The organism is Lactiplantibacillus brownii, assembly GCF_031085375.1.
GTDB classification, from domain to species: Bacteria; Bacillota; Bacilli; order Lactobacillales; family Lactobacillaceae; genus Lactiplantibacillus; species Lactiplantibacillus brownii.
This window is the reverse complement of record NZ_JAVCWF010000001.1, coordinates 762,554-785,885: the sequence shown is the minus strand read 5'-3', so window position 1 is coordinate 785,885 and position 23,332 is coordinate 762,554. Positions and strand designations below refer to the sequence as shown.

At 43.7% G+C, this 23,332-nt stretch carries 17 protein-coding genes, 1 tRNA gene and 1 pseudogene; 6 read left to right on the top strand and 13 right to left on the bottom strand.

The genetic code is table 11. The annotated features are described in order from the left end of the window. On the top strand, window positions 1-2,157 hold the full coding sequence (locus RA086_RS03295) for an RNA degradosome polyphosphate kinase (RefSeq protein ID WP_308702486.1): 2,157 nt from the start codon (window positions 1-3) through the stop codon (window positions 2,155-2,157). Beyond that, complete coding sequence (gene ppx, locus RA086_RS03290; protein ID WP_308702485.1) at window positions 2,158-3,111, top strand: exopolyphosphatase; 954 nt, start codon at window positions 2,158-2,160, stop codon at window positions 3,109-3,111. 109 nt (window positions 3,112-3,220) lie between these two features. On the opposite strand, the gene RA086_RS03285 is transcribed toward ppx, so the two are convergent. Continuing rightward, on the bottom strand, window positions 3,221-3,652 hold the full coding sequence (locus tag RA086_RS03285) for a universal stress protein (protein WP_308702484.1): 432 nt from the start codon (window positions 3,650-3,652) through the stop codon (window positions 3,221-3,223). A 2-nt stretch (window positions 3,653-3,654) separates the two neighbouring features. Further along, window positions 3,655-5,238 (bottom strand): Nramp family divalent metal transporter, encoded by a 1,584-nt coding sequence (locus RA086_RS03280; protein WP_308702483.1) that lies wholly within the window; start codon window positions 5,236-5,238, stop codon window positions 3,655-3,657. A 121-nt stretch (window positions 5,239-5,359) separates the two neighbouring features. Between RA086_RS03280 and RA086_RS03275 the strand changes: the two genes are divergently transcribed. Together RA086_RS03275 and RA086_RS03270 are read left to right on the top strand one after the other, a co-directional pair. Beyond that, window positions 5,360-6,013: a metal-dependent transcriptional regulator gene (locus RA086_RS03275; protein WP_308702482.1), complete on the top strand. Its 654-nt coding sequence runs from the start codon at window positions 5,360-5,362 to the stop codon at window positions 6,011-6,013. 203 nt (window positions 6,014-6,216) lie between these two features. Then, the gene (locus RA086_RS03270; RefSeq protein ID WP_308702481.1) at window positions 6,217-7,626 is read left to right on the top strand and encodes a DHA2 family efflux MFS transporter permease subunit; all 1,410 of its coding nucleotides are present in this window, start codon (window positions 6,217-6,219) and stop codon (window positions 7,624-7,626) included. An 84-nt stretch (window positions 7,627-7,710) separates the two neighbouring features. On the opposite strand, the gene RA086_RS03265 is transcribed toward RA086_RS03270, so the two are convergent. The 4 genes from RA086_RS03265 to RA086_RS03250 all read right to left on the bottom strand — a co-directional run bounded on the left by RA086_RS03265 (window position 7,711) and on the right by RA086_RS03250 (window position 10,073). Continuing rightward, complete coding sequence (locus tag RA086_RS03265; protein ID WP_308702480.1) at window positions 7,711-7,917, bottom strand: hypothetical protein; 207 nt, start codon at window positions 7,915-7,917, stop codon at window positions 7,711-7,713. A 567-nt stretch (window positions 7,918-8,484) separates the two neighbouring features. Continuing rightward, entirely contained in the window at window positions 8,485-8,907 is a 423-nt protein-coding gene (locus RA086_RS03260) for a Spx/MgsR family RNA polymerase-binding regulatory protein (RefSeq protein ID WP_308702479.1), read from the bottom strand. A 212-nt stretch (window positions 8,908-9,119) separates the two neighbouring features. Then, a tRNA-Asn gene (locus RA086_RS03255) sits at window positions 9,120-9,191 on the bottom strand. Between the two features lie 99 nt (window positions 9,192-9,290). Beyond that, the gene (locus RA086_RS03250; RefSeq protein WP_308702478.1) at window positions 9,291-10,073 is read right to left on the bottom strand and encodes a hypothetical protein; all 783 of its coding nucleotides are present in this window, start codon (window positions 10,071-10,073) and stop codon (window positions 9,291-9,293) included. A 329-nt stretch (window positions 10,074-10,402) separates the two neighbouring features. Between RA086_RS03250 and glpK the strand changes: the two genes are divergently transcribed. Then, on the top strand, window positions 10,403-11,914 hold the full coding sequence (gene glpK / locus RA086_RS03245) for a glycerol kinase GlpK (RefSeq protein WP_308702477.1): 1,512 nt from the start codon (window positions 10,403-10,405) through the stop codon (window positions 11,912-11,914). Window positions 11,915-11,991: 77 nt separating this feature from the next. Here the strand turns inward: glpK and RA086_RS03240 are convergent. The 5 genes and pseudogenes from RA086_RS03240 to RA086_RS03220 form a co-directional block, all read right to left on the bottom strand. Further along, window positions 11,992-12,552 (bottom strand): annotated as a pseudogene (locus tag RA086_RS03240) (TMEM175 family protein). Window positions 12,553-12,555: 3 nt separating this feature from the next. Further along, window positions 12,556-13,308, bottom strand: a complete 753-nt coding sequence (locus RA086_RS03235) for a nitroreductase family protein (RefSeq protein WP_308702476.1) — start codon at window positions 13,306-13,308, stop codon at window positions 12,556-12,558. Between the two features lie 13 nt (window positions 13,309-13,321). Next, window positions 13,322-13,732 (bottom strand): hypothetical protein, encoded by a 411-nt coding sequence (locus RA086_RS03230; RefSeq protein WP_308702475.1) that lies wholly within the window; start codon window positions 13,730-13,732, stop codon window positions 13,322-13,324. Between the two features lie 94 nt (window positions 13,733-13,826). Then, window positions 13,827-14,135 carry a hypothetical protein gene (locus tag RA086_RS03225; RefSeq protein ID WP_308702474.1) on the bottom strand — a complete coding sequence of 103 codons (309 nt, stop codon included), beginning with the start codon at window positions 14,133-14,135 and terminating at the stop codon, window positions 13,827-13,829. A gap of 499 nt (window positions 14,136-14,634) precedes the next feature. Further along, a complete protein-coding gene (locus RA086_RS03220; RefSeq protein ID WP_308702473.1) occupies window positions 14,635-18,579 on the bottom strand; it encodes an InlB B-repeat-containing protein in 3,945 nt (1,314 codons plus the stop codon). A gap of 346 nt (window positions 18,580-18,925) precedes the next feature. Between RA086_RS03220 and RA086_RS03215 the strand changes: the two genes are divergently transcribed. Beyond that, window positions 18,926-19,945, top strand: a complete 1,020-nt coding sequence (locus RA086_RS03215; protein WP_308702472.1) for an aldose epimerase family protein — start codon at window positions 18,926-18,928, stop codon at window positions 19,943-19,945. 116 nt (window positions 19,946-20,061) lie between these two features. Here RA086_RS03215 and RA086_RS03210 read toward each other — a convergent pair whose 3' ends face one another. After that, a complete protein-coding gene (locus RA086_RS03210; RefSeq protein WP_308702471.1) occupies window positions 20,062-20,871 on the bottom strand; it encodes a Cof-type HAD-IIB family hydrolase in 810 nt (269 codons plus the stop codon). A gap of 125 nt (window positions 20,872-20,996) precedes the next feature. Then, window positions 20,997-22,820, bottom strand: coding sequence for a glutamine--fructose-6-phosphate transaminase (isomerizing) (gene glmS / locus RA086_RS03205; RefSeq protein WP_308702470.1), 1,824 nt, complete (start codon window positions 22,818-22,820; stop codon window positions 20,997-20,999). Between the last annotated feature and the right edge of the window lie 512 nt (window positions 22,821-23,332).

The following is a 23,332-nucleotide window of genomic DNA, read 5'->3' as shown; positions in this document are numbered from 1 at the left end:
ATGAATTACCAAAAGGAAAGTTATTACACCAATCGCGAACTAAGTTGGATGGACTTCAACTATCGTGTGCTGGACGAAGCACGTGATAAGGATAATCCATTGCTAGAACGTGTCCGTTTTTTAGGCATTACACAGAGTAATTTAGATGAATTTTTCACGGTCCGGGTCGCCTCACTACGCAAGTTGATCTCGGTTAATTACACTAAAACCGATCCCGCGGGCATGACCCCAACGGATCAAGTGACCGCTATTAGTGATCAGGCCCATGAAATGGTCAAACGTCAATATAATACGTTGAACCGTTCATTAATGCCGTTACTTGAACAACACGATATCCGGTTGCTAACGATGGCGGATTTGACGGATGAGCAATATAATTTCGTTAAGAACTACTTTGACGATGAATTGTATCCCGCGTTGACCCCAATGGCGGATGATTCTTCACGGCCATTCCCATTTATTGCGAACAACACGTTAAATATTGCGTTACGCATCTATAAAAATGGCAATAAAAAAGAGCGCAAGTTTGCGACCGTTCAAGTTCCGGACGTTTTCCCACGAGTCGTCATTTTACCTGGTGCCGAAAACCGGTTTATTTTAATTGAAGATATTATTAAGGCCTTTGTTGGCTCACTATTCATCAATTATACCGTCAAAGAAACCAGCGCCTACCGCGTCATTCGTGACCTCGATTTAGATGTCGCGGAAGAAGATACGTCTGATTTACTCAAAGAAGTTCAAAAGCAATTGAAGATGCGTGAACACGGTAAGGTAATGCGCCTAGAAGTCGAAAAGAGCATGAGTAAGCATCAGCGGACGCGCTTAGTCAAAGCACTCGGCACGACTGAAAGTGCCCTCTACATCGTCAATGGCCCGCTCAATTTGACTTTCTTATCCAAGCTAGTCAAGTCGATCACGGGACACGATGACTTAAATTATCAAAAATATCATGCCTACTATCCAGCAGTCTATCGTGAAAAATCAATCTTTGATTTAATTAAAGATCACGACATCTTAATGCAATATCCATACGACGACTTCCAACCAGTCGTTGACTTCATTCATGAAGCGGCTGAGGATAAAAATGTCTTAGCCATTAAGATGACCCTCTATCGCGTTTCGGCAGATTCACCGATCATTAAGTATTTAGGTCAAGCAGCCCAAAACGGTAAGCAAGTCACGGTACTGGTAGAAGTTAAGGCACGTTTTGATGAAGAAAATAACGTCCATTGGGCCAAAAAGCTCGAAGAAATGGGTTGCCATGTCATTTACGGCCTCATTGGCTTAAAGACCCACTGTAAGTTGGCCTTAGTCGTACGGCGCGAAAATGAAGGCATCAAACGTTACATGCACATGGGTACCGGGAACTATAACGATGTTACCGCACATTTCTACACCGACCTCGGCTTGTTTACCGCCGATACCGATATGGGGATTGATGCCTCCAACATCTTTAACATGTTGTCCGGCTACTCAGAACCACCCTATTTCCACAAATTGCATATTTCACCAGATGGCATTCGTGATTTCATCAATGAAAAGTTGGACGCTGAGATTGCCATCGCCAAAGCCGGCCGCCCAGCACTCGTCAAAATGAAAATGAACTCACTTTCTGACCCGCAAATTATCAGTAAACTCTATGAAGCTTCACATGCGGGAGTTAAAATTCAACTAATCATCCGCGGAATTTGTTGTTTGCGTACCGGAATCAAGGGGGTCTCCGACAATATCGAAGTCCATTCGATTATTGGACGATTATTGGAACATAGTCGGATTTATTACTTTAGCAACGATGGCGAACCACAGATTTATTTATCCAGTGCGGACATGATGACGCGGAATTTAAATCGTCGAGTCGAATTACTATTCCCACTGTTACAACCAGAAATTAGTGATCGCGCCATGACCATTTTCAACACGATGTGGCATGACACCGTCAAGACACGGATTCTGCAAGCCGACAACACTTATCAAAAATGTGATCGCCGGGGCTTGCCAACATTGGATTCACAAAACAGTTTTATTGCCGGAGCTGAAAAACGCGTTGCTGCCGATCATGCGACACCGACGCCCACCAGTACGGCGCATCAATTTATTCCGATGATGAGTCCCAAGAATGAACCGAACCCACTCAGTGATGATGGAGATGACCAATAAATGGAAAATTTTGCCGTAATTGATTTAGGATCGAACTCGTGTCGGATGACCGTGACCCAGATTCAACCGGATGGCAGTTATACAGTTACCCACCGGTTAAAAGAAATGGTTCGGCTCTCTGAAAACGAAGATGATGCGGAAGCGCCAACCTTAAAAGCGGCCGCAATTGACCGAACCGTCGCCGCCTTGCAATCTTTTAAAGACGTTTATGACAAATTACCTAATTTAAAATTACGAGCCGTCGCCACTGCGGCCACGCGTAAAGCCACGAATCAGAAAAAGTTTTTAAAACGCGTTAAAACCGACGTTGGTCTAGATATCGAAGTAATCCCTGGTACCACTGAGGCTTACTATGATTACCTCGGAGTGGTCAATACCCTACCCACAACTAACTGTGTCATGATGGATACTGGTGGCGGGAGTTGTGAATTGGTTTTGATCATCAACGGCCGCGCGAAAAATCTCATCAGTCTCCCGATTGGCGCTGTCAGTTTATCGGAAAAGTTTGGCCTCAACGATCAGATTCCAGCCAATGCCCTTTTTGACACGATGACGTTTGTCGATAAATTGTTTAATAGTGTGTGGTGGCTTCGCAACGGTCAAAACCTACCGCTAGTTTGTCTCGGCGGCAGTAACCGAACCATTGCTAAGATCAATCGTCGTAAAAGTAACTTTTTGAATTTTGAAGACATTCACGGCTATCGGTTACGTGACACCGCGATCTATCAAACTTTTAACGACGTGCTCACTCAGGACGCCGCGGGTCGCGCGAAGATTCCTGGGCTGGCCAAGGATCGGGCCGATATCATTGTCGGCGGCATGGTACCAGCTATCATGCTGATGCGTTTTCTCGATTCTGATCGCATCATCTTCTCACAAAACGGCTTACGTGAAGGCATCTTGTTTGAACATCTCACCACCTTAGCTGAACAAAATAACAACGTTCCTGGATAAAAAGGTTCGCAGCTAAATTACAGTATATCAAGCTTCCAGCAGTCAAAAAAAGATCTCTCAAGATGAATTCTTGAGAGATCTTTTTTGACTTGCTGTACTTAATTTTGTCTTAGCGGATCACTAACACTGAAATTGGCGAATATTTTGCCATATAGGCAGCTTGACTCCCAAATCGGCGTGCTAAGCCCTTTTTGGCAATCGAACCAATAATTAACAAATCTGGTTGAAGATGTGGAATCACTTCTTTAACAATGGTTTCACCTGGCTCACCTTCTGCAATCAACGACCGCACATGCTTGGCCCCAGCCGCTTGTGCTTGCTTTTGATATTTCAAAAGGTGTTTTTTCAAGTCATCACGTTCACCATGTACATAATCTTTACTCAAGGCTTGGTAGACGTTCATGTCGTCACTTTCTAGAATCGAGACGATCACTAATTCGGCATCAGTTTGAGCAGCTTGCCCAATGGCATACTTGAATGCCAGTAACGCATCTGCCGAATCATCAACCCCAACTAAAATTCGCTTAAAAGTTGTACTCATGGCTATTCACCATCCTTAATCGCATTTTGTTGTTCAGCATAACGTTGATTGCCCCGTCGTAAATCGTAGACGGTCCAGACCAGCAAGGCCAAAATAGCCGCAACTAAGACGTAAGCAATAATTTTAGAAATCAGCTGTTCGCCAGACGTTGGATTGTCCCCAAAGAATCCTAAAACAGCATCTGGCAACCCAATCATGTTTAAAACGGTTAACCCAATGACGGACAACCAACCTAATACTTTGACAACGATCGAGTTTTTAAACCGATTCCCCATTTCAACCTTGCTATCTGTCATCATTAACAATGGCAACATTGAGAATGGGAGCGCAAAGGCTAAGAACACTTGCGAATTGTTCATCAAATTATTCAGCGCCGTATGCTCATCAATGGCACTCTTACCACTAGTCAGCATGACACAAATCAATACTGGAATAACTGAAATAAGCCGCGTCACCAACCGCCGTAACCATAGTGGCATCCGCATATGCACGAAGCCTTCCATGATCACTTGCCCAGTCAAAGTCCCCGTAATCGTTGAATTTTGACCTGAGGCTAATAGTGCAATCGCAAATAACGCTGACAGTAACCCAGACTTGGCAACCCCAATTAAAATACCATTGCTGAGCATTGACGTATTTGACAAGGCTTCATAAAGTCCGAAGAATGATGGATCTTTAACCGCGCCACTCTTGAAAACTGCGACCCCCATGATCAACAGTAAAGCGTTAACGACAAAGGCAAAGGTCAATTGAATGTTAGAGTCCCAAGCGGCAAATTTGACCGTCCGTGCAACATCACTTTCATCACTATGATCAATTTTCCGTGTTTGTGAAATAGCTGAGTGTAAATACAAGTTATGTGGCATCACGGTAGCCCCAATAATCCCTAATGACCCAGATAATGGCGTCATTCCGGCAACACTACGTGACGTTGAGAAAGTGGCCGCAGTTGGGACTAAGCCCTTAATTACGCCACCCCAGTCAGGATTCGACAGTGCAACTTGATAAACGAACACAAACAAAATAACTAGGATCAAGCAAACCACAATGGCTTCGATTTTACGGAATCCAATTTTGGTCAATAATAGCAAAACTAAGACATCAAAAACAGTAATGAAAACCGCAATCACTAATGGAATTCCGAATAATAAATACAAGGCAATAGCTGCCCCGATAACTTCCGCAATATCGGTCGCCATAATCGCAAACTCAGTTAAGATCCATAGTACAATCCCTAATGACTTACTGGTTCTGGCCCGAATCGCTTGCGCTAAATCCATCTGACTCACGATCCCAAGTTTAGCTGCCATATATTGAAGCAACATCGCAATCAAACTTGAAATCAAGATGACAGACATTAACATGTACTGGTAATTTTGCCCACCAGTAATTGAGGTCGACCAATTCCCTGGATCCATGTAACCAACGGCAACTAACGCACCTGGCCCAGAATAGGCAAACAAGGTTTTCCAAAAATTAAGGTTCTTAGGGACTTCAATCGTCCCATTAATCTCTTCTAGTGACGGGCCATTCGCATATTGAATTAACTTATGTTTTTGACCGGTCTTTACGTTTTCTTTGCTCAAGTAAAGTTCCCCCTTTATTTCGTTTAATTTATATGAGCAGTTGTTATTATACAATAAATAATATAAAATTGAAATGTTTTTTAGGTATACCTAGAAAAAAGTTGTTTGGGGGTTATTTTTTATGCGTGACAGTTTTAGCAATTATTTGAAAACTATTTATGAGGCTAGTTTTACTAAAGAACACACGACCAATAAGCAAATTGCGACACTCATGGGGGTTCTACCGGGATCGGTGACGGAAGCTGTTGGCAATTTGGTTATCGCGGGTTACGTGACACGGCAAAAATATCATGGCATTTCATTGACGACGGCCGGTTACCAACAAGTCTGCCAATTAATGTATCGCTACCGCTTATGCGAAGTTTGGTTAGCCAAAATAATCCAATTACCACTCCCAGTGATTCCTGAACAGGCCTGGTTAATGGCTGCGATTGATAATCCAGAATTACTGCGACAATTAGATATACAACTAAATCATCCACAACGTAGCCCATTTGGTGGTCAACTTAATATCCAAGCCAATCAGCCAGGCCCCGCTTGGCATTCACTAGAAACCATTACTAGTGGTCAGACCATTATGATTGAGAGTTATTTAGAAACCGTCAGTACGATTCGTTACTGCCAACACAGTCAGATTGCCAGCCAACAAATTTTCACCTGTGTCGGCAAAGCCAACGATATTGCCATCATCACGTTATTAGATTCGCAACAACGTGAGGTCCTGATTAATACCGCGGTAGCCCGCCACCTTTACGTTTCAAAAGTTGAGCAATAACCGTCAGTCTCGCAGGTCAACTCAATTTAATTTATTGACGTTTTCGGTCTTGGTTGCGGTATACTGTTAATGTTAGTAAAAAATGTCAAGGTAATAGTTAACCAGATGCTTGTATATCTTTTAGACGGCCGCCGAGTTGTTAGGGAAAAGTATCGTTTCAACTACTGAAACGGACTTTGCCTTGAACAATTGGAGGTCTTTTTTTGTCAACAAGTTCAAATTTAATCGAACCAACGACCAAACGTGCTATTTTCGGTGCAGCTGGTCTAGCATTCTGTGGTGTCCTCGTCGAAACCTCGATGAACGTCACCTTTCCCACTTTAATGACCCAATTTCAGACGTCTTTAAACGCCGTTCAGTGGGTAACCACCGCTTATTTATTGGCAGTGGCTGCCACCATGGTCATCGCAGCCTTTACCCAGAATCGTTTTCATTGGCGCACGATTGTGAACGTTGGTGGGATCGGTTTTGTGATTGGTGGCCTGTTGTGTGCCACCGCGCCGAGTCTCTGGGTGTTGCTCACTGGTCGAATCATTCAAGCAATTGGGACCGGTTTTGCACTGCCATTAGTTTTTGCACAAATCATGAGCCAAATTCCGTTTAAAGAACAAGGTAAATTCACGGGTACCGCGGGCATGTTAATTGCGCTAGCCCCCTCATTAGGACCTACCTATGGAGGACTCGTTACACAACTGCTTTCATGGCGCTTAATTTTTTGGATCACCTTGCCGTTTGGGATCATTGCTTGGCTCATTACCGTCAAAAATATTCGGCAAACAACGCAACCAGTCGCTAAGCCCTTTCCTTGGGGACAATTCATACTGATTGTTGCGGCTTTAGGCTTAATGACTTGGGGCGTCAATGCTGCCGGCACACAAGGCGTCACCTCATTTAATTGCTGGCTGCCGGTATTATTAGCCGTTTTAGCCTTAATTGGTTTTATCACCCGCGCCCAAAAGAGCCAGCATCCGCTAATCAATATCGCTATCTTCCATAATTCGGCCTTTAACAAAGCCCTCGCAATCTACTTTTTGATTCAATTTATTCAAATTGGACTGACCTTCTTATTGCCAAACTTTACACAGCTGGCCTTAGACAAAGACGCCATGGTTTCTGGTTTGATGTTACTGGCTGGGAGTTTGACTTCTGCCGTTCTATCGCCACTGACTGGTAAGTTCATGGATCGCGTCGGGATCGTTAAGCCCTTACGACTTGGGAGCGCCTTTTTATTGTTAGCTACCTTGCTCTTTGCATTGCTCGCCAAACAACTCTCAATCCCAATCATCATCGGGTTATTTATCCTTTACCAAATTGGGTTTAGTTTCATGTTCAACAATACGTTGGCTTATGGTTTACAACAATTACCACGACCACAATTAGGTGATGGTAATGCGACTTTTAATACGTTGCAACAATACTCCGGCTCACTTGGAACAGCCATTATGGCGGCCTTACTTGCGACTGGGACCACGCTCTTGCCACATGAGTCCACCATTACTCAGACAAAACTAGGCACTCAATTAGCACTTTGGCTCTGTTTGATCGTTATTGTGCTCGTTGCGATCATTGCTTGGTTCGTTAAACCCACAGTTACTGATAAATCATCGTTATAATCAACTAAAGAGCCCAAAAAAGAGACCACCAAACGGACAGCTCAGCTGCTTGTTTGGTGGTCTCTTTAATCATTCAGGTTATTTTTAATTCTGACGATGCTGTTCGTCTTGATCTTTTTTCCAACTGTTCGGGCTCCAGAGCTGCCCTTCCATTGAACCGCGCAAGCTGTCAATTTCTGCTTGTTGATCATCGATTACTTTGATAATTCCAGCGATCACAGCTTGATTATCCGTGGTTTGCAATTTCTTTAATTCTGAAATTGCCCATGCTGATTGGTCTTTTTCACTCATCACTAATACCCCTTTAATTGTCTTTAGCCCTGAAGCTAACCATCGTTAAACCATCGTAGCGTCACGCTCATAACGATCATCTTTGCTTGCTGCTCCGGTTGGGCTGGCATGATGCTGGAACGTGGTGGCCACGTTTGTGAGCCAAGAATCGGTCTCACAAGCCGGGCTTTCTCTAAGCTGGAAGTTCACCAGCTAAGAGAAATTTCACCACTGAGCATCGACCAGCCCAACCTGCGCTAATCTGTAGTCCTTATATCAATTGGCTTTTGTAGATATTAAAATTATCAATATTACTTTAATTACAACCATGATTTAATGTCAGAGTAGACTAGGCCGCTTACGGTGTCGAGACCTTTGACTAGGCAACACAATCTGTTCAACAGAGACAAACGATTAGGCTACAATTCGACAGTTGAACCCAACGACTCATTAAATTGTACTCAATCTGCCCAGATTCAACAACTAATCTGCTGGCATAATGAGGATTGAACCTTCAAATTGACCTGCTACCCACTAGACGTTTGCAAAAAAAAGGACTCCAGCGTGAACTGGAATCCCAAATAATGATTAGCCAACTGCTTGTTGGTCGTCATTGTATAGTTTCTGTTGAATTTCACGTAATTCAGACTTACGCACTGAACGTGGCAAAAATGCTCGAATGTCTTCCTCATTGTACCCGATTTGTAAACGACGCCCATCATAAATGATTGGCCGTTTGAGTAATTGTGGCTTTTCAACTAATAGATCTAAGAGTTGATTGAACCCTAACTCTGATAAGTCGATGTGTAATGCTTTGAAAGCCTTAGAACGCGTTGAAACAATGTCCTCGAAGCCATTTTCAGTTAGCCGGAGGATTTGTTTCAATTCATCGCGATCTAGAGGGTTCGCAATAATGTCGCGTTCATTGAAAGCAATGTTGTTAGCAACCAACCATGCACGTGCACTACGGCTCGACTTGCTAGATGTTGAATAATATAAATTTACTGTCACGATGAATTCCTCCTAAGTTTACAGTAAGTGATTTTCTTACTTACTTTTATATAGTAAGTATACGTTTTTAGTCAAGAATAGTCAAGGTTTGTCAGACATCTTTTTCGTGATGAAAGTGTGATTTAAGTTTGAACATGTCCTAAACTAAGCGTCTGGCGTCAAAAGCGGTACCTCTTTGACGAGATACCGCTCAAACCGCTTTTACTTACTAACTGCCCAGGCTGGGATCGAACCAGCGACCTCTTGATTAACAGTCAATTATTCTACCGCTGAACTACTGGGCAATTTTGCTACTCAATAGTTATAACACAATCACCAGATGTAAAGCAATTATTTTTCTAATTTAGTTTTAATTTATTCACATTAAAAATTAACCGACAATCCTATAGTGGATAGAGTCCGAAGCATGACATCACAGTAAAATCTTCTTTATTCACGACTTTTTGAATCGTGCTTCTAATGTCATACTCACTTAAGCTGGAACGTAGATCGAAGTAATAATCACCCTTATTGTTATGCACTGACAGTAGCCACTTACCTAGTTCACCGAATTGATCAGTGTCCGGCACGTCTTTTTGATGTCGAAACATCACGTGAAAGGTGGGTTTCCACGTGTTCTTATCGTTACCGGTCAGTTGCACCAAAGCATGAACTTGCCGGTGCAACCGAATCGCGGCAATGAGACTAGCCGTGACTAATAACGCCACCAGCACGGTTCCCAAGCCTAAGCCGCCTAAGAAAACCTTGGTTGGTATCATCACGCGCGTTTGATTTGCTAATAGAATTGCGGCACACATCAGTAACCAAAAGCCAACGATGGCACCATTAACACAATTTAACGCATAATCACGCGCTTGCCGGGTTACCGTCAACCGATAATTATCATCCGCCTTAACGACACGCTCATCGCCGGTGACACAAGAATAAGCCACGGCCATTTTATTGTGTTTAAAACGGTAGCTTGCCAACGGCTTAAACGTTTCGGCCATGGCAGTCAACGTTGCTGCGGGTAAATACTCGGCTAAAACTTGCCCAGGCTTATCAACCGCCTCAAACTGATAACGGCAACCAACAATCTGAGTGAGCTGCTGACCATGCTGAGCTTGTTGATTAAGCCATTGGGTTTCTGCCGCGGAACCTTTTAAAAAGAATCTTGTTTTTTGCATGCGCGGGACCTCCAGAAAGTTTAGATTTAACTCATTGGAAGTCCATTATAACCGGATTGGTCTATTATTCAATTGGACACAAGTTTTAGTTCAATGTCGTAACTAACCGGCATTAAAGCCGTAATCAATGGTACTAGTGATGGTATCCCTTTCATCATACGAAAATTGGTATAGTTAAAATTAGGTAAAGATTAGTTCAATTTACGGACAATCCGGGTTAAGGTCGGTTTTTACTGAATATTCACAAATTTTCGCTGGCATGCTACTATTAACCTTAATGTTAACGATTTCAAATAATTAAAATTGTTTAAAGATAGAAGGAAAATTGTATGACTGCCGAATATATCATGGCCATTGACGAAGGCACGACCAGTACGCGCGCAATTATTTTTGATCACGCTGGTCACCAAGTCGCCGATTCGCAACGTGAATTTCCGCAATACTTTCCCCAGCCGGGCTGGGTTGAACACAACGCTAATGAGATTTGGGATGCGGTCTCATCGACTATTGCCAATGTTTTCATCGATTCTGGTATTCAACCTGATCAAATTAAGGGAATTGGGATCACCAATCAACGGGAAACGACGGTCGTGTGGGACAAGCACACCGGTTTACCCATTTATAACGCCATTGTTTGGCAATCACGGCAAACGGCACCGCTAGCTGATCAACTCATTGATGTCGGCGCCGGCGACTTAATTCATCGGCATACGGGGCTCGTCACCGACGCCTACTTTTCAGCAACGAAAATTCGCTGGATCTTAGACCACGTTCCCGGCGCACAACAACGCGCTGAAAATGGCGAGCTGTTATTTGGCACGATCGATACCTGGTTAGTTTGGAAACTGACTGGTGGGGCTGCACACGTCACTGACTATTCTAATGCCAGTCGAACCATGCTTTTTAACATTCACGAACTCCAGTGGGATGACACCATTTTAAAACTACTAAATATTCCGCGAGCTATGCTGCCGGAGGTCCGTTCCAATTCAGAAGTTTACGGGACAACTAAGGATTATGCTTTTTATGGCAGTGCCATTCCTATCAGTGGAATGGCTGGTGATCAGCAGGCCGCCTTTTTTGGTCAACTGGCTTTCGAACCAGGCATGGTCAAAAACACGTATGGTACTGGCGCTTTTATCGTGATGAATATTGGCGAAAAGCCACAGCTCTCAGACAACAACCTCTTGACGACTATCGCTTACGGCTTAGATGGCAAAGTCACTTACGCACTGGAGGGGTCTATTTTTGTGGCTGGTTCAGCCATCCAATGGCTACGCGATGGCATGCAACTCGTTGAAACGGCACCGGATTCAGAAGCATTGGCACGTGAATCACACAATCATAATGAGATTTACGTCGTCCCTGCTTTTACGGGTCTCGGCGCACCTTATTGGGATTCCAATACTCGTGGCGCCGTCTTCGGCTTGACGCGTGGTTCTACCCGCGCAGACTTTGTTAAAGCCACCTTGCAATCATTAGCCTATCAATCACGTGACGTTATTGATACCATGAAAAATGACGCTGACATCAACATTCCAACCTTAAAAGTTGATGGTGGCGCTGCTCGCAACAACTGGTTAATGCAATTTCAAGCAGACATTTCAAATGTCGAAATCCAACGGGCGGCCGACTTGGAGACCACCGCATTAGGAGCGGCTTTCCTAGCTGGCTTGGCGGTTGGTTATTGGTCTGACCTAGATGAAATCAAAGCCTCACATCAGGTCGGTGACTGTTTTACGCCCAAGATGGGAGCCGCGGAACGCGATAATTTATACGCCGGCTGGCAAACTGCAGTTAAAGCTGCACAATTGTTTAAACACGCCCCTTATGAAGGGTAATAAAAAAGTTAGTGTACCGAAATCGTTATTGACGATTCGTCTGCACTAACTTTTTTGTCCTTTTTTCAATTTTGGACTCACCTATTGTTTGGTTTGCTTGGCCGTGGTGCGAACCAGATTGAAACGTTAATCAATAACCCCAAAAATAAAAACGGCGGATAAAAGAACGTCACGACCAACGTCATCGTATTCACAATAAATGATCCCACTTCTGAGCGAAGAAGATTACCCATCGTCGTAATGTGATTTAGTTGGACGATTTGGCGCCGAAGTAATGCCGTCACAATGTTGTAAAACATCATATTCAGTACATACAAAACGCCAGCCACTCTGGAGAAAACATCTGTCCCAAACCACGCTGTTGTCGCTGGCAATAGCGAAGCAAAAAACAGTAGCAAGATGTTTAGCCAAATCGTTTGAGTATTAATCACCTTAACCTCGCTAAACATGTAGTGATGGTTGACCCACATGGTAGCGATAAAAATAAACGTTAATACGTACGCGCCAAATTGTGGAGCCATGCCAACCAGTGCCTGCTACGAATGGTCATGGCTTGGTAAATGAATTTCTAGTACCAAAATGGTTAAAATAATGGCAATTACGGCATCCGTAAAGGCTTCAAACCGTTCCTTTTTCATCACTTAATCCTCAATTTCTGGCAAAAACCCTTGGCGTCGTGCAATGGTTAAAAAGTCACGCCGTTTAGCTGCGGTACCGAGTGCTTCGCGAGTCATATTGGCTAAATGTTCATCACGGGCATTGCCGCCACGTTGTTGATAATAGGTATGTAGCCGCTGATCGAATCGGGTTAATTCAGTTTGATAACGTTCAGGCTCAACGTACTGATTCTTAAAGAGCAACGCTGGCAAGCCTAACCGCGGCTTAGTTTCTGGTTCAGTCGCTGGATAACCCAGTTGGAAACCAAATACAGGCAACGTTAAGGCTGGCAAATGCAAATAGTCAATCACCGCTTGTGTATCATTATTGATTGATCCCAAGACCACGCTCCCCAGACCCAAGCTTTCGGTAACCATCACCATGGCTTCGGTCATCAGTGTGGCATCCTCAACACTGCCCATAAATCGGTCTAACTCGGTCAAGGCACGCTTAGCTACTGGCGTCGCGGCCAATTTCGCATTACGATGTTGATCGGCCAACACGACCAGTAAACGACCTTGCGTCGCCACCGTAGCACGAGTGGTAATTTTAGCCAACGCCTGTCGGATAGTTGGGTCCGTCACCTCGATTAAACTATATGCTTGCAAATACTGACTGGTAGGTGCATGTTGTGCGGCCGTAATAATCGTCGCCAAAGTCTCATCGGTTACCGGCTGATCAGTAAAATTGCGGTGCGTTCGGTGCGCTTTTAAAAGGTCACTAACTGAATCGGTCATGATTTAATTACTCCTATCCTTGTACTAATTCTGTTGACCACTGCGTCAACTTTGGCAAAACCGCCACATTTAAATTGAACACGATCCGTTCACAAGTTTGATCAATCTGAATGCTTTGAAATAATGGGTATCGTGTCCGTCCGGTCGTTTGCTGGCACACCACACTTAGCGTTGTGAGCTCGTCTAAGGCTGTTTCTAGCAACGTAATTGACCGTTGGGGGAAATAATCACGTTGCAACTCCGGTGCGTCTAGTGGCTGACCAACCATGTTCTCAACGTCACGCTTGGTCAATAATAAACTTTCGGGATGTTCCGTAATTAAGCGGAGTAATATTTTTAGCGTTAGAATTGTTTCAAATTCATTGCGAAACCGAAATCGTGTTTGAAATCGACTTTGAATAAATTGTAATAATGCTTTCCTCAATGGGATCTTCCTCTCATTTTACCTTGGTCTACGATACCACTTTCATCACCCAGCGACACCAAAAAAGACACCAGTTCGACTGGTGTCTCATCACTTAACCAATATGATTTTCTGTCAAGATCATATCGACTTCTGCCTGCATATCAGGCGTTTTAGTCCACTCTTCCCAATGATCCATGGATTCATCCGGGATTTCAAAATTTTCATTAATATAAGCTTGATACTTCACCACATGCGTTGAATGTGGAATATTCAATTGCAAAATCCGTACCTGTTTAATAAAGCCACGTTCAGCCGCCAATTCTGCACGACCATTCATGACCATATTACCAATTTCCATGTAAGTTGTGCCATCATTACGCGTAATTTCTTGAATTAAATCCAAGACTTCATGATTTTTCAAAACGAATCCCTCACTTCATTTTTTAGTATAGCGAGGGTTGCGAGCAGTGTCAAAAGTTGCTGACTGGTCAACTTAGCGAAAGTCTAATCTGTGAGACCATGCCATAGCTCGTACACTTAGTCACTATGTCAGACAAATAAAAAACCACTATCCAAAGATAGTGGTCGGCATAAGAGAGAAAGAGAATTGATTAGAAGGTAACTAAATACCTTACGAACTAAGAATAAGCGATATTGTAAGCGTTGTCAACAGTTAGCAGAAATAAATAAATAAATTACCAAAAAATGATAATAAAATTGATTCAAGCCTTTATAAATCAAGGAATAGTCTCACATTAACATCACCGCATCGCTACTCCGACAAACATTAACAATAAACTTCATCAACTTTTATAAGACATTTATTTTATATGATCCAATTAATAACGATAACTTACAAAAGCCAATGGCTACTTTTCAGCAGCACATTGGCTTTAATTACGATCTCGTTCAAAAAATCACTAGTGACGTTGTCGACGACGACTTTCAGCATAACCATAACTCATGGAAGCCAGCGCCAACACAACGAAACCAATCCCAATCCACAGAGTTTTAACTTCATGTTCCTGCGTCTGAGGCAGCTTAGTCTTAGGCGTAGGGGTCTGCTCATTAAAGATACGGTTGACTGGTGCTCGTGACGCGACAACTTCATCTGCCATGGCTACCGGCGCGGTTGTTGATGGTGATTGATTATTTTTAGCAACTGATTGTGACTCAGTTTTCGGCGCTTCTGGTTGCGGTTGCTGAATGGCTTTGTCTACCACAACTTTAGCGTAAGACAAGGTCACCACTTGTGGTTTCACCGAATACTGCCCGGTTAAGTTCCCAGTCACCCCTGTAAATTGGTAACCGGCAATGGCTATTGGCGCGACCTGATAATCATCGCCAACGGTTCCTTGTAAGATTGAAGGCGCATGTAGCGTTTGACCAGTCGCTTGATCAATATAGCGAACACTAACCTGGCCTACTGCTGCTGGCAAAATCGTCTTCGCATATTGATGTCTGATTGTCATTGGCTGACTAGCCACAATTCCTTGTAAAGCACCAATCGTTTTAACGTAATGATAGCCAGCAAACTGACGTTGCGAGTCTCGAACATCATAAGTCGCTCCCACTGGTTTCGTGAGTGTTAGTGGCGCATGCAAGCTTTGCCCTTGTTCATCTTCGTAAGTCACTTTAATTTGGCTTTGTGCCGCTGCATCCTTGGCGTATTGGTGCGTAATGATGATTGGCGCACTCGTAACAGTTCCTTGCAAGTTACCGGTCGTTTTAACGTGATGATAACCTTTGATGGCAACTTCAGAAGTTCGCAGATCGTAGCTTGTACCCGGTTTAGCCGTCACAACTAAGTCGTCTTTCAAAGTCTGACCATGTTCATCCAAATATTTTACGGTTACCGTACTATTAGCGACCGGAAGCCGTTTACGATAACGGTAAATGACCAGTGTATTCGACTCATTATACGTACCTTGTGCATTTTCTGGCGTCGCAATTAAGTCATAGTCACCCAACTTTTGAATCGCATAGTCGCTGCCGCTGACATCATAATGATCGCCTTCTATTCCGGAAATCAATTTGTCCGCAGCGATCTGTTTACCTTGTTCATTCAAATAGCGTACGGTTACCGAACCCGCGACCTTTTTAACAAATTGAGCCGTATAAAATTGATCACTAGTTAAACGGTCCGTCTCGGCCGGCAAAGCTGGACTCCAACCGGCAAATTTATAGCCAGCATCGGGGACGACTGTCGGAATCGCAAACGTTCGATCTTGCCATTGATTGCCATAATCCGTGCTGACGGTGGCCCCTTGACCACCGTAGTCAAGTGTCCCATTATCGCCAGGCACAAAAGTGACATTGACTGATTGGGCTTGCCAAACCGCATATAAATCTGTATCCGTTTGGCCTAAAGCCACCCCGGCTTGTTCAAGATCATAGTCCTTTGCACCATTGGGCGTCTTGCTCCAGCCAACGAGTGTCTTACCTTTGCGATTAAAAATAGCCCCTTTTAAGTCCACGTTTGATTGCCCTAAAACAACTTGTGAAACCGCTGCCGGATGACCATCGTAGTCGCCCGCATGATAAGTCAGAGCAATCAGGTCGGCTTTATTCGCATAGACCGCGGTTAATTTCGTATCGCCATGTACCGCCATTTTATCCGTGGCATAATGGACACTCGTATCACGATTCGACGTCCAGCCAATAAATGTTTTGGCTGCTGGCGCTACTAAGTCAGGACCAGCCTTAACGACTGCTTGTTTAGTGAGGTCATAGCTGTCAGGATCTTGTGGTACCGTCCCAGTACCATTACCGGCCAAGTAGCTCACGCGATAGCCACTGGTCAACCATTTAGCAAACAAATCAATATCACGAGTCATCGGAATCGTATCGGCAAATTCAACATCGGATTCACCAATCTGCCAGAACCACCCGTTGAAGACTCCTTTGCCATTAGTGAATGTGTCTCCCTTAACGTATTCTGCTGGAAAATTAACATACTCATCGGTACCGTAGCCTTGTTGAAACAGCCACGTCCCATTTAAATCATCAAAATAATTCACTTTGTGACTGATGGATTCCCACTTAGCATACAAAGTTAAATTACTGTCCGGCATGGTTAAATGAGTAAAATCAACCTTTTCACGATAATTTGCATCCTGATACCACCCTGCAAAAGTATACCCAGTACGAGTTGGGTCCGCTGGCTGTGTAATCTTTTTCTGATACGGCATGATACTATCGTTGGTATCTTTTCCAAGTTGCCCACCCACTGGATTATAAGCCAGCGTATACTGCTTGCGCGGATAATAAAGCGTGTAAGCTTCGGGAGTACGCACGACTGTAGCATGGACATCATCAAAACCTGGAATATCTTTAGCCAACAAGGTCATGTTCGTCACTAAATCACGATAGCGTTCATCCTCCTGATAATATCTGTCATTATATTCTGTGCCAGTACCATCCAAGCTCTCAAACATATAAATAGCAGGAATTCTAGTTTGATTAGTTGACCAATTTGCAGTTAATGTGTACCTTAATGGATCACCTACAGGTAGCATACTTGCATTCATGACCAGCTGTTTAGTAACTAAAAGAATTGGTGCACCAGCCCATGTATCAAACACGCTAGTTGCACTAAAATAATTTGTCGGCCAATACTGACCAATATCTTGTCCATATTTTGCAGCCAGTTGATACTGTTCCCCATCCCCGTAATAGGTCTGCCCATTAGCACTCATGGAAGTCGTATGAGTGTTGCTATTTAGGTTAAAGTCAATTTTATAAACGATTCGTTTGTAATAGACATTAATCACGGTTTGACCATTGCCGCTAACCTTTTTACTTTCGCTAAACCCATATTCACCATACCTGAGTGCAGCCACTCCGGCGGTATCACCATTTTTTAATTGGTCCGCTTTAGTTTGATCAATCGTGACGTTATTTCCAGCATCCGTCGTCGCAGTGGTCGACCAAGCATAGCGGTAATTGCTCTTAGTCGTCCCGGCATCACCACTGATATTGGGCTTTTCCAACCAATACGCAATAGTATACTTCACTTGAATCGGCGCCCACACCGCGTACAACGTCACATTCGACTTGACTGGTGTTGCAAAATCATAGGCCGTTGCCCCGTCTCGTTGTGTCGACCAACGCACAAATTGATAGCCATCACGTTTGGGTGCGGCAGGCTGCGTCACGCGGCCATTTTCTTTCACGTATTCAGGATCAACTTGTGACCCTTCCGAAAAGAAAATAATCGTCCGTTGTGCTGAAAATTTAGGCACCAATACGAGATTCTGCTTGGCTTTGGTCGACTTAAAATCAAACGCTTTTTGACTAGTGTCCCCTTCGACCATCCAGTAATCAAAATGCTCGCCAGTTGGCGGCGTCACCGCTGTCGTGGTCTTAGGAATTAGCTCCCCCGGTGCAACCGTTTTAGAGTCAATGACCTTTCCATCGGCATCCTTAAAATTAATTAAGTATTTGTCGCTAAAATGAGCATATAAGGTCTGTGATTTCGTGACCTTTCGCGGAAAGTAATATTGTTTACCCCCGGTAGGTGCGGTGAACCAGCCTTCAAAGGCTACCTGACCAGCTCCTGCTGGCGGATTAGCGGGCATGTTCACACTAGTCCCTGGTGCGACACGTGTTTGTTTCCATGCCGTCGATCCCGTCATAAAAGTCAGCGTTAACCATTCTGGTGCTTTTGGTTGCGTCGTCGATGATTGCGTGGCCTGAGACGATGCTTGGGATGCCACTGATGGTGCCCTTGCTGCCTGTTGTTTTGAGGCAGTTGTTTGATTCGGCAATTCATCAGCTTGTGCTGATAGCGCTGTCAAATTGCTACACTGTCCAACCAACAGTACAAGCGCCATAATTCCCCGTAAAAAACGTCCTTTTAGCATATGATTCCCCTCCAAAAATTCTAGACTAATTTAGTTTACATAAGTCTAGTAATTGTTGATCGTGTTAACTTACGATTTTAGTTTAACACTTTCATTTTTGAATGGGTTATGTATTTTAACTTGATGTCATTAAATTTTTTTCATTGCCTCCAAATGACCATTATCCTCGCATCACTACACACAACTCTGTGCAATATTCAGCTTCAACCGCTTGATTTGATTAATTTGTGAGAATAGCCACAAATTAGTTCTGACTCAGCTAGGCAATCGTTCGCATTCCAAGGAATAATGAAATATACTAATGGTAACAGAATAAATGTCAGGCATGCATTGGAGAGTGGAATCTATGAAGATCATTGAGCATCAAGCCAACGGGATAAATTATTATACATTAGTGAACAATCATCACATGAGCGTCACGATCATGGACTGGGGGGCAACCGTCACCGCGATTAAAACTCATGATAAAGACGGTGAGTTCGCTAATGTTATTTTAGGTTTTGACAATGGCGAGGATTATATTACGTATCAATCGTTTTTTGGCGCAACAATTGCACGAGTCGCTGGCGTGTTGAAAAATGCTCGGTGGCGTGGTTACGACTTGACTCAAAATTTTGGCGAACATAATTTAAACGGTGGTAACATGCCACAGATTGCTTTTGAGCCTTGGTTTCTCGAACGTAAATTACATACCTCTGACCAAGTTGGTTTAGTCATGCAATATATTACGCTCGATGGTGAAAACGGTTTCCCAGGTACGATGACGATCACCGCTGATTTCATCTTAGATAACAATGGTAAATTTACCATTAGTTATACCGGTAAAAGCGATAAGGCGACCCTCTTCAATCCGACCAACCATGCCTATTTCAATCTCAGTGGCAACGCTGACCGCTTAATTGATCACCAGATTTTAAAAATCAATGCCGATGAATACTGTGCGCTAAATAAACACGGCATTCCGACCGGTAAATTGCCCTGGGTAACCGGAACACCGTTTGACTTTCGTGACCGAACCGAAATTGGCCCACAGATTGCAACCATCAAAGGTGGACTGCATCACGGCTTTGTATTAAACGAGACGCCTTACCCACAAGTAGAATTGCTGGATCGCGTCAGTGGTCGTAAGGTCACCCTCCGTACCAATGCCAAAGCAATCGTCGTCTCCAGTGCAACCAACTACCGTGACGACCGCTATCGCCTCAACGGTGGCAAACCAATGCGTTCACAGCTTGGGCTGTCCTTACAGCCACAGCTATTACCTGATGCCATTCACCACAAAGAATTTGGTAACATCATTATTGAACCAAATATCCCCGTCACTTACCAAACAGCCTATCAATTTTCCAATATTTACGATGTTTAGAACCATCCTTTGACTGCCTAAAAAAAGACGCTTGACCATCCTTCGAATTTGGGAAGATGGTCAAGCGTCTTTTAATTTATCGTGATCAGTACGCATTTAGGGCCAGGAACACGATCTTACAGTACTAACTTCTCAATCGTCGCTAACACGCCATCATGTTCATTATCGAGTTCAGTGACACTTGTCGCCACCTGACGCACACTGGCAGCCGCATTTTTCATTGCAACGCCTTGCCCAGCAAACTGCAATAATGGCTTATCATTATCACCATCACCAAATGCCAAGAGTTGATCGGCAGATAAGTGCCAACGCGCCATTAACCACTGAACTGCCGGTAGCTTGCCGACACCCGCAGTCACTAGGTCAATCACGCCATAACCACTATCATGCGCCAACAGTCGACCAGCAAAATGCGCGTTTAAAGCCGCCACCTTTTGTGCGGCGTGGTCCGGATTAGTGGCGACACTGATTTTTTTGATTTTGTCTTTAACGACACAAAAATCGGCCACTTGTTGCAAATTATCATAGAATTTTTCGGCAGCCGCAATCAAAGCTGCTGGCGCACCAGCCTCGGTGTACGAGCCGTGTTCACCCACCATAATCAGATAGGCTGATTTCAACGGCGCTTGCTGTCGGTCGACCGTAACGAACTGCTCAAGCTCCGTTGCGGATAAACTGCCATCATAGAGCTGTTCATCATTGACATAAATCGAAGCCCCATTTTCCGCGACCATCACTAAGTTGTCAGCCGTGATGCCAGCAAACAATTGTTTTAAATGCGCGTATTGATTGCCAGAAGACAAGACCAAGCGAATTCCGCGGGCTTTTAGCGCCGTCAGCGTTTGTTGTAACCACGCTTGATTGTACGTTTGATCACCATGTAAGAGCGTCCCATTCAAGTCGGTCGCAATTAATTTAATTGACACTTAGTCCACTTCCTAATCTTTTTATCTTGATTCATTATACGCACTAAAAAAGCGCCAACACAACTTAATGCGCTGACACTTAGTCGCAGCTTCCCACAAGCTACAGAATTGTTTTCATTTAATAATTATTCAACCGTTACACTCTTGGCCAAGTTCCGAGGCTTATCAACATCTAAGCCCTTATTCAAACTGGTGTAGTAAGCCAATAATTGACCAGGTACCACGCTGAGTAAGGCCGTCATACGTTCGTCAACCGTTGGCAAGACAATGGTATCTTCTGGCTTAGCTAAGGCATCCGTCACGATCGTAATCGTTTTAGCGCCCCGCGCAGCGACTTCTTGTAAGTTGGAACGTGTTAAGCTGGCCGTCTTTTGTTGGGTGATAATCCCAATAACTGGCGTATCCTTTTCGATCAACGCAATCGTCCCATGCTTTAATTCGCCGGAAGCAAATCCTTCTGCTTGCACATATGAAATTTCTTTCAACTTCAAGGCTGTTTCCAATGAAACCGCGTAGTCTAAGCCCCGACCAATGCAAAAGGCATTGGGGGTGTGCAACAAAGCACTCTGAGCTAATTTTTCAAAAGTCGACTTTTCATCGACCAAAGCTTGCATCCCATTAGCCACTAAAGCCAATTGTTGCTTCACATCAAAGTTCTTGGCAGGTGTTTGATTGTCGGCTTCGCCTAACGCTTTAGCCAAAATAGCTTGTAAGGCAATTTGAGCTGTATAAGCTTTGGTTGAAGCCACGGCAATTTCAGGACCAGCATGTAACAATAACGTATAGGTTGCTTCACGCGATAACGTGGAGTTTGGCACGTTGGTAATCGTCAAGCTTGGGAATTTTTGTTCATTCACATTCAACAAGACTTCACGACTGTCGGCCGTTTCACCAGATTGTGTCAAGAAGATGAAGAATGGTTTCTTCGACAACAATGGTTGGTTATAAGCAAACTCGGATGAAACATGCACTTCGGTTGGCACACCGGCTAAGGATTCAAACAACTTAGCCCCAACTAAACCAGCGTGATAACTCGTCCCGGCAGCCACAATGTATAACCGGTCAGCTTCTTTAATTGCTGCAAGTAAATCCGCGTTGATCACTGGCGCGCCATCATCATTCAAATAAACTTGTGACAACTTCCGCATCACGTTAGGTTGTTCATCGATTTCTTTTAACATATAGAAAGGATAAGTCCCCTTGTCAGCTTGCGTTGCATCAATGTCCACGTGGAAGGTCTCGCGGTGAACAGCGTCGCCAGCTTGGTCAGTAATCTTGATTTCATCTGGTTTAACAACCACGATTTCACCATCATGTAATTCCAAGAAATCTTTTGTTTGGTCGAGCATTGCTAAACTGTCTGAGCAGACCACGTTAAAACCATCGCCGACACCAATAAGTAAAGGACTCTTATTTTTAGCGACATACAACGTATCTGGATCTTCTTTATCCATCAACAAGAAACCATAGGATGAATGGCCCAGTAAACTCAACGTTTTCCGGAAAGCAGCCAAAGTTGCCATACCTTCCTTTGTCACAAACCGGTCAACCAATTGAACAATGACTTCGGTATCTGTTTGTGACGTGAAAGTGACATCACTCAAATAGTTTGATTTTAAGTCTTGGAAGTTTTCAATCACACCGTTATGAACCAAATAGAAACGGCCATCTTCGGAAACTTGTGGATGCGCATTGGCCACACTTGGTTCACCATGAGTCGCCCAACGCGTATGCCCAATCCCAGTGGTTCCATGCACATTAGGGGTTGCGGCAACTTCTTTACGCAAGTCGTCGATCCGACCTTTTTCTTTGACCAAATAGTCTTTACCATTCTGATCATTAACATAAATACCCGCTGAATCGTACCCACGGTATTCCAATCTCTGTAAACCATTTAACAAAATCGATACGGCATTATCTTTACCGGTAACTCCAACAATTCCACACATAAATTTATCTTCCTTTACTGTTTGAATTGTTTCTAGCTGCTTGGTCAACCTATCTGTCACTAGTCTCACAACTAGTTTTTGTAATTGACCTGTAGAGTGCAGTCCCTGACATCACCCGTCGATTGTCGATAAATGTCATCCTCGTCAACTTTAGAATCTAAAGCCCTGGCGCTATTCCGCTTTAACCAATTAAGAATTAGTTGCTTTTCACCTCTGATTGGTATATTTCCTAGAAACAGTATTACTTTAACGTTACAATCACAAAAAGTCAACAATATTTTATATTGGTATACACGTTAATTAACAACTATACCAATCAAGAATGTAAGTCTATCAATCAACTAGCACCCTTTTGACTAAATAATGATTTTTTTGTTCATATTAATAAACATGTCGCATATTTCTCAGGAAAATGCCAACCCAAGCTAAAGTGACAACGACTTTCGACAGCTCAACGTCAACCAAACACTAAAAACGGTTAAATTCTTTGCCATAACTTAATTGTAGGCACT

Coding starts and splice junctions, on each gene's coding strand:
- RA086_RS03295 (WP_308702486.1), top strand. CDS start 1: ATGAATTACCAAAAGGAAAGTTATTACACCAATCGCGAACTAAGTTGG.
- ppx (WP_308702485.1), top strand. CDS start 2,158: ATGGAAAATTTTGCCGTAATTGATTTAGGATCGAACTCGTGTCGGATG.
- RA086_RS03285 (WP_308702484.1), bottom strand. CDS start 3,652: ATGAGTACAACTTTTAAGCGAATTTTAGTTGGGGTTGATGATTCGGCA.
- RA086_RS03275 (WP_308702482.1), top strand. CDS start 5,360: ATGCGTGACAGTTTTAGCAATTATTTGAAAACTATTTATGAGGCTAGT.
- RA086_RS03265 (WP_308702480.1), bottom strand. CDS start 7,917: ATGAGTGAAAAAGACCAATCAGCATGGGCAATTTCAGAATTAAAGAAA.
- RA086_RS03250 (WP_308702478.1), bottom strand. CDS start 10,073: ATGCAAAAAACAAGATTCTTTTTAAAAGGTTCCGCGGCAGAAACCCAA.
- glpK (WP_308702477.1), top strand. CDS start 10,403: ATGACTGCCGAATATATCATGGCCATTGACGAAGGCACGACCAGTACG.
- RA086_RS03235 (WP_308702476.1), bottom strand. CDS start 13,308: ATGACCGATTCAGTTAGTGACCTTTTAAAAGCGCACCGAACGCACCGC.
- RA086_RS03220 (WP_308702473.1), bottom strand. CDS start 18,579: ATGCTAAAAGGACGTTTTTTACGGGGAATTATGGCGCTTGTACTGTTG.
- RA086_RS03215 (WP_308702472.1), top strand. CDS start 18,926: ATGAAGATCATTGAGCATCAAGCCAACGGGATAAATTATTATACATTA.
- glmS (WP_308702470.1), bottom strand. CDS start 22,820: ATGTGTGGAATTGTTGGAGTTACCGGTAAAGATAATGCCGTATCGATT.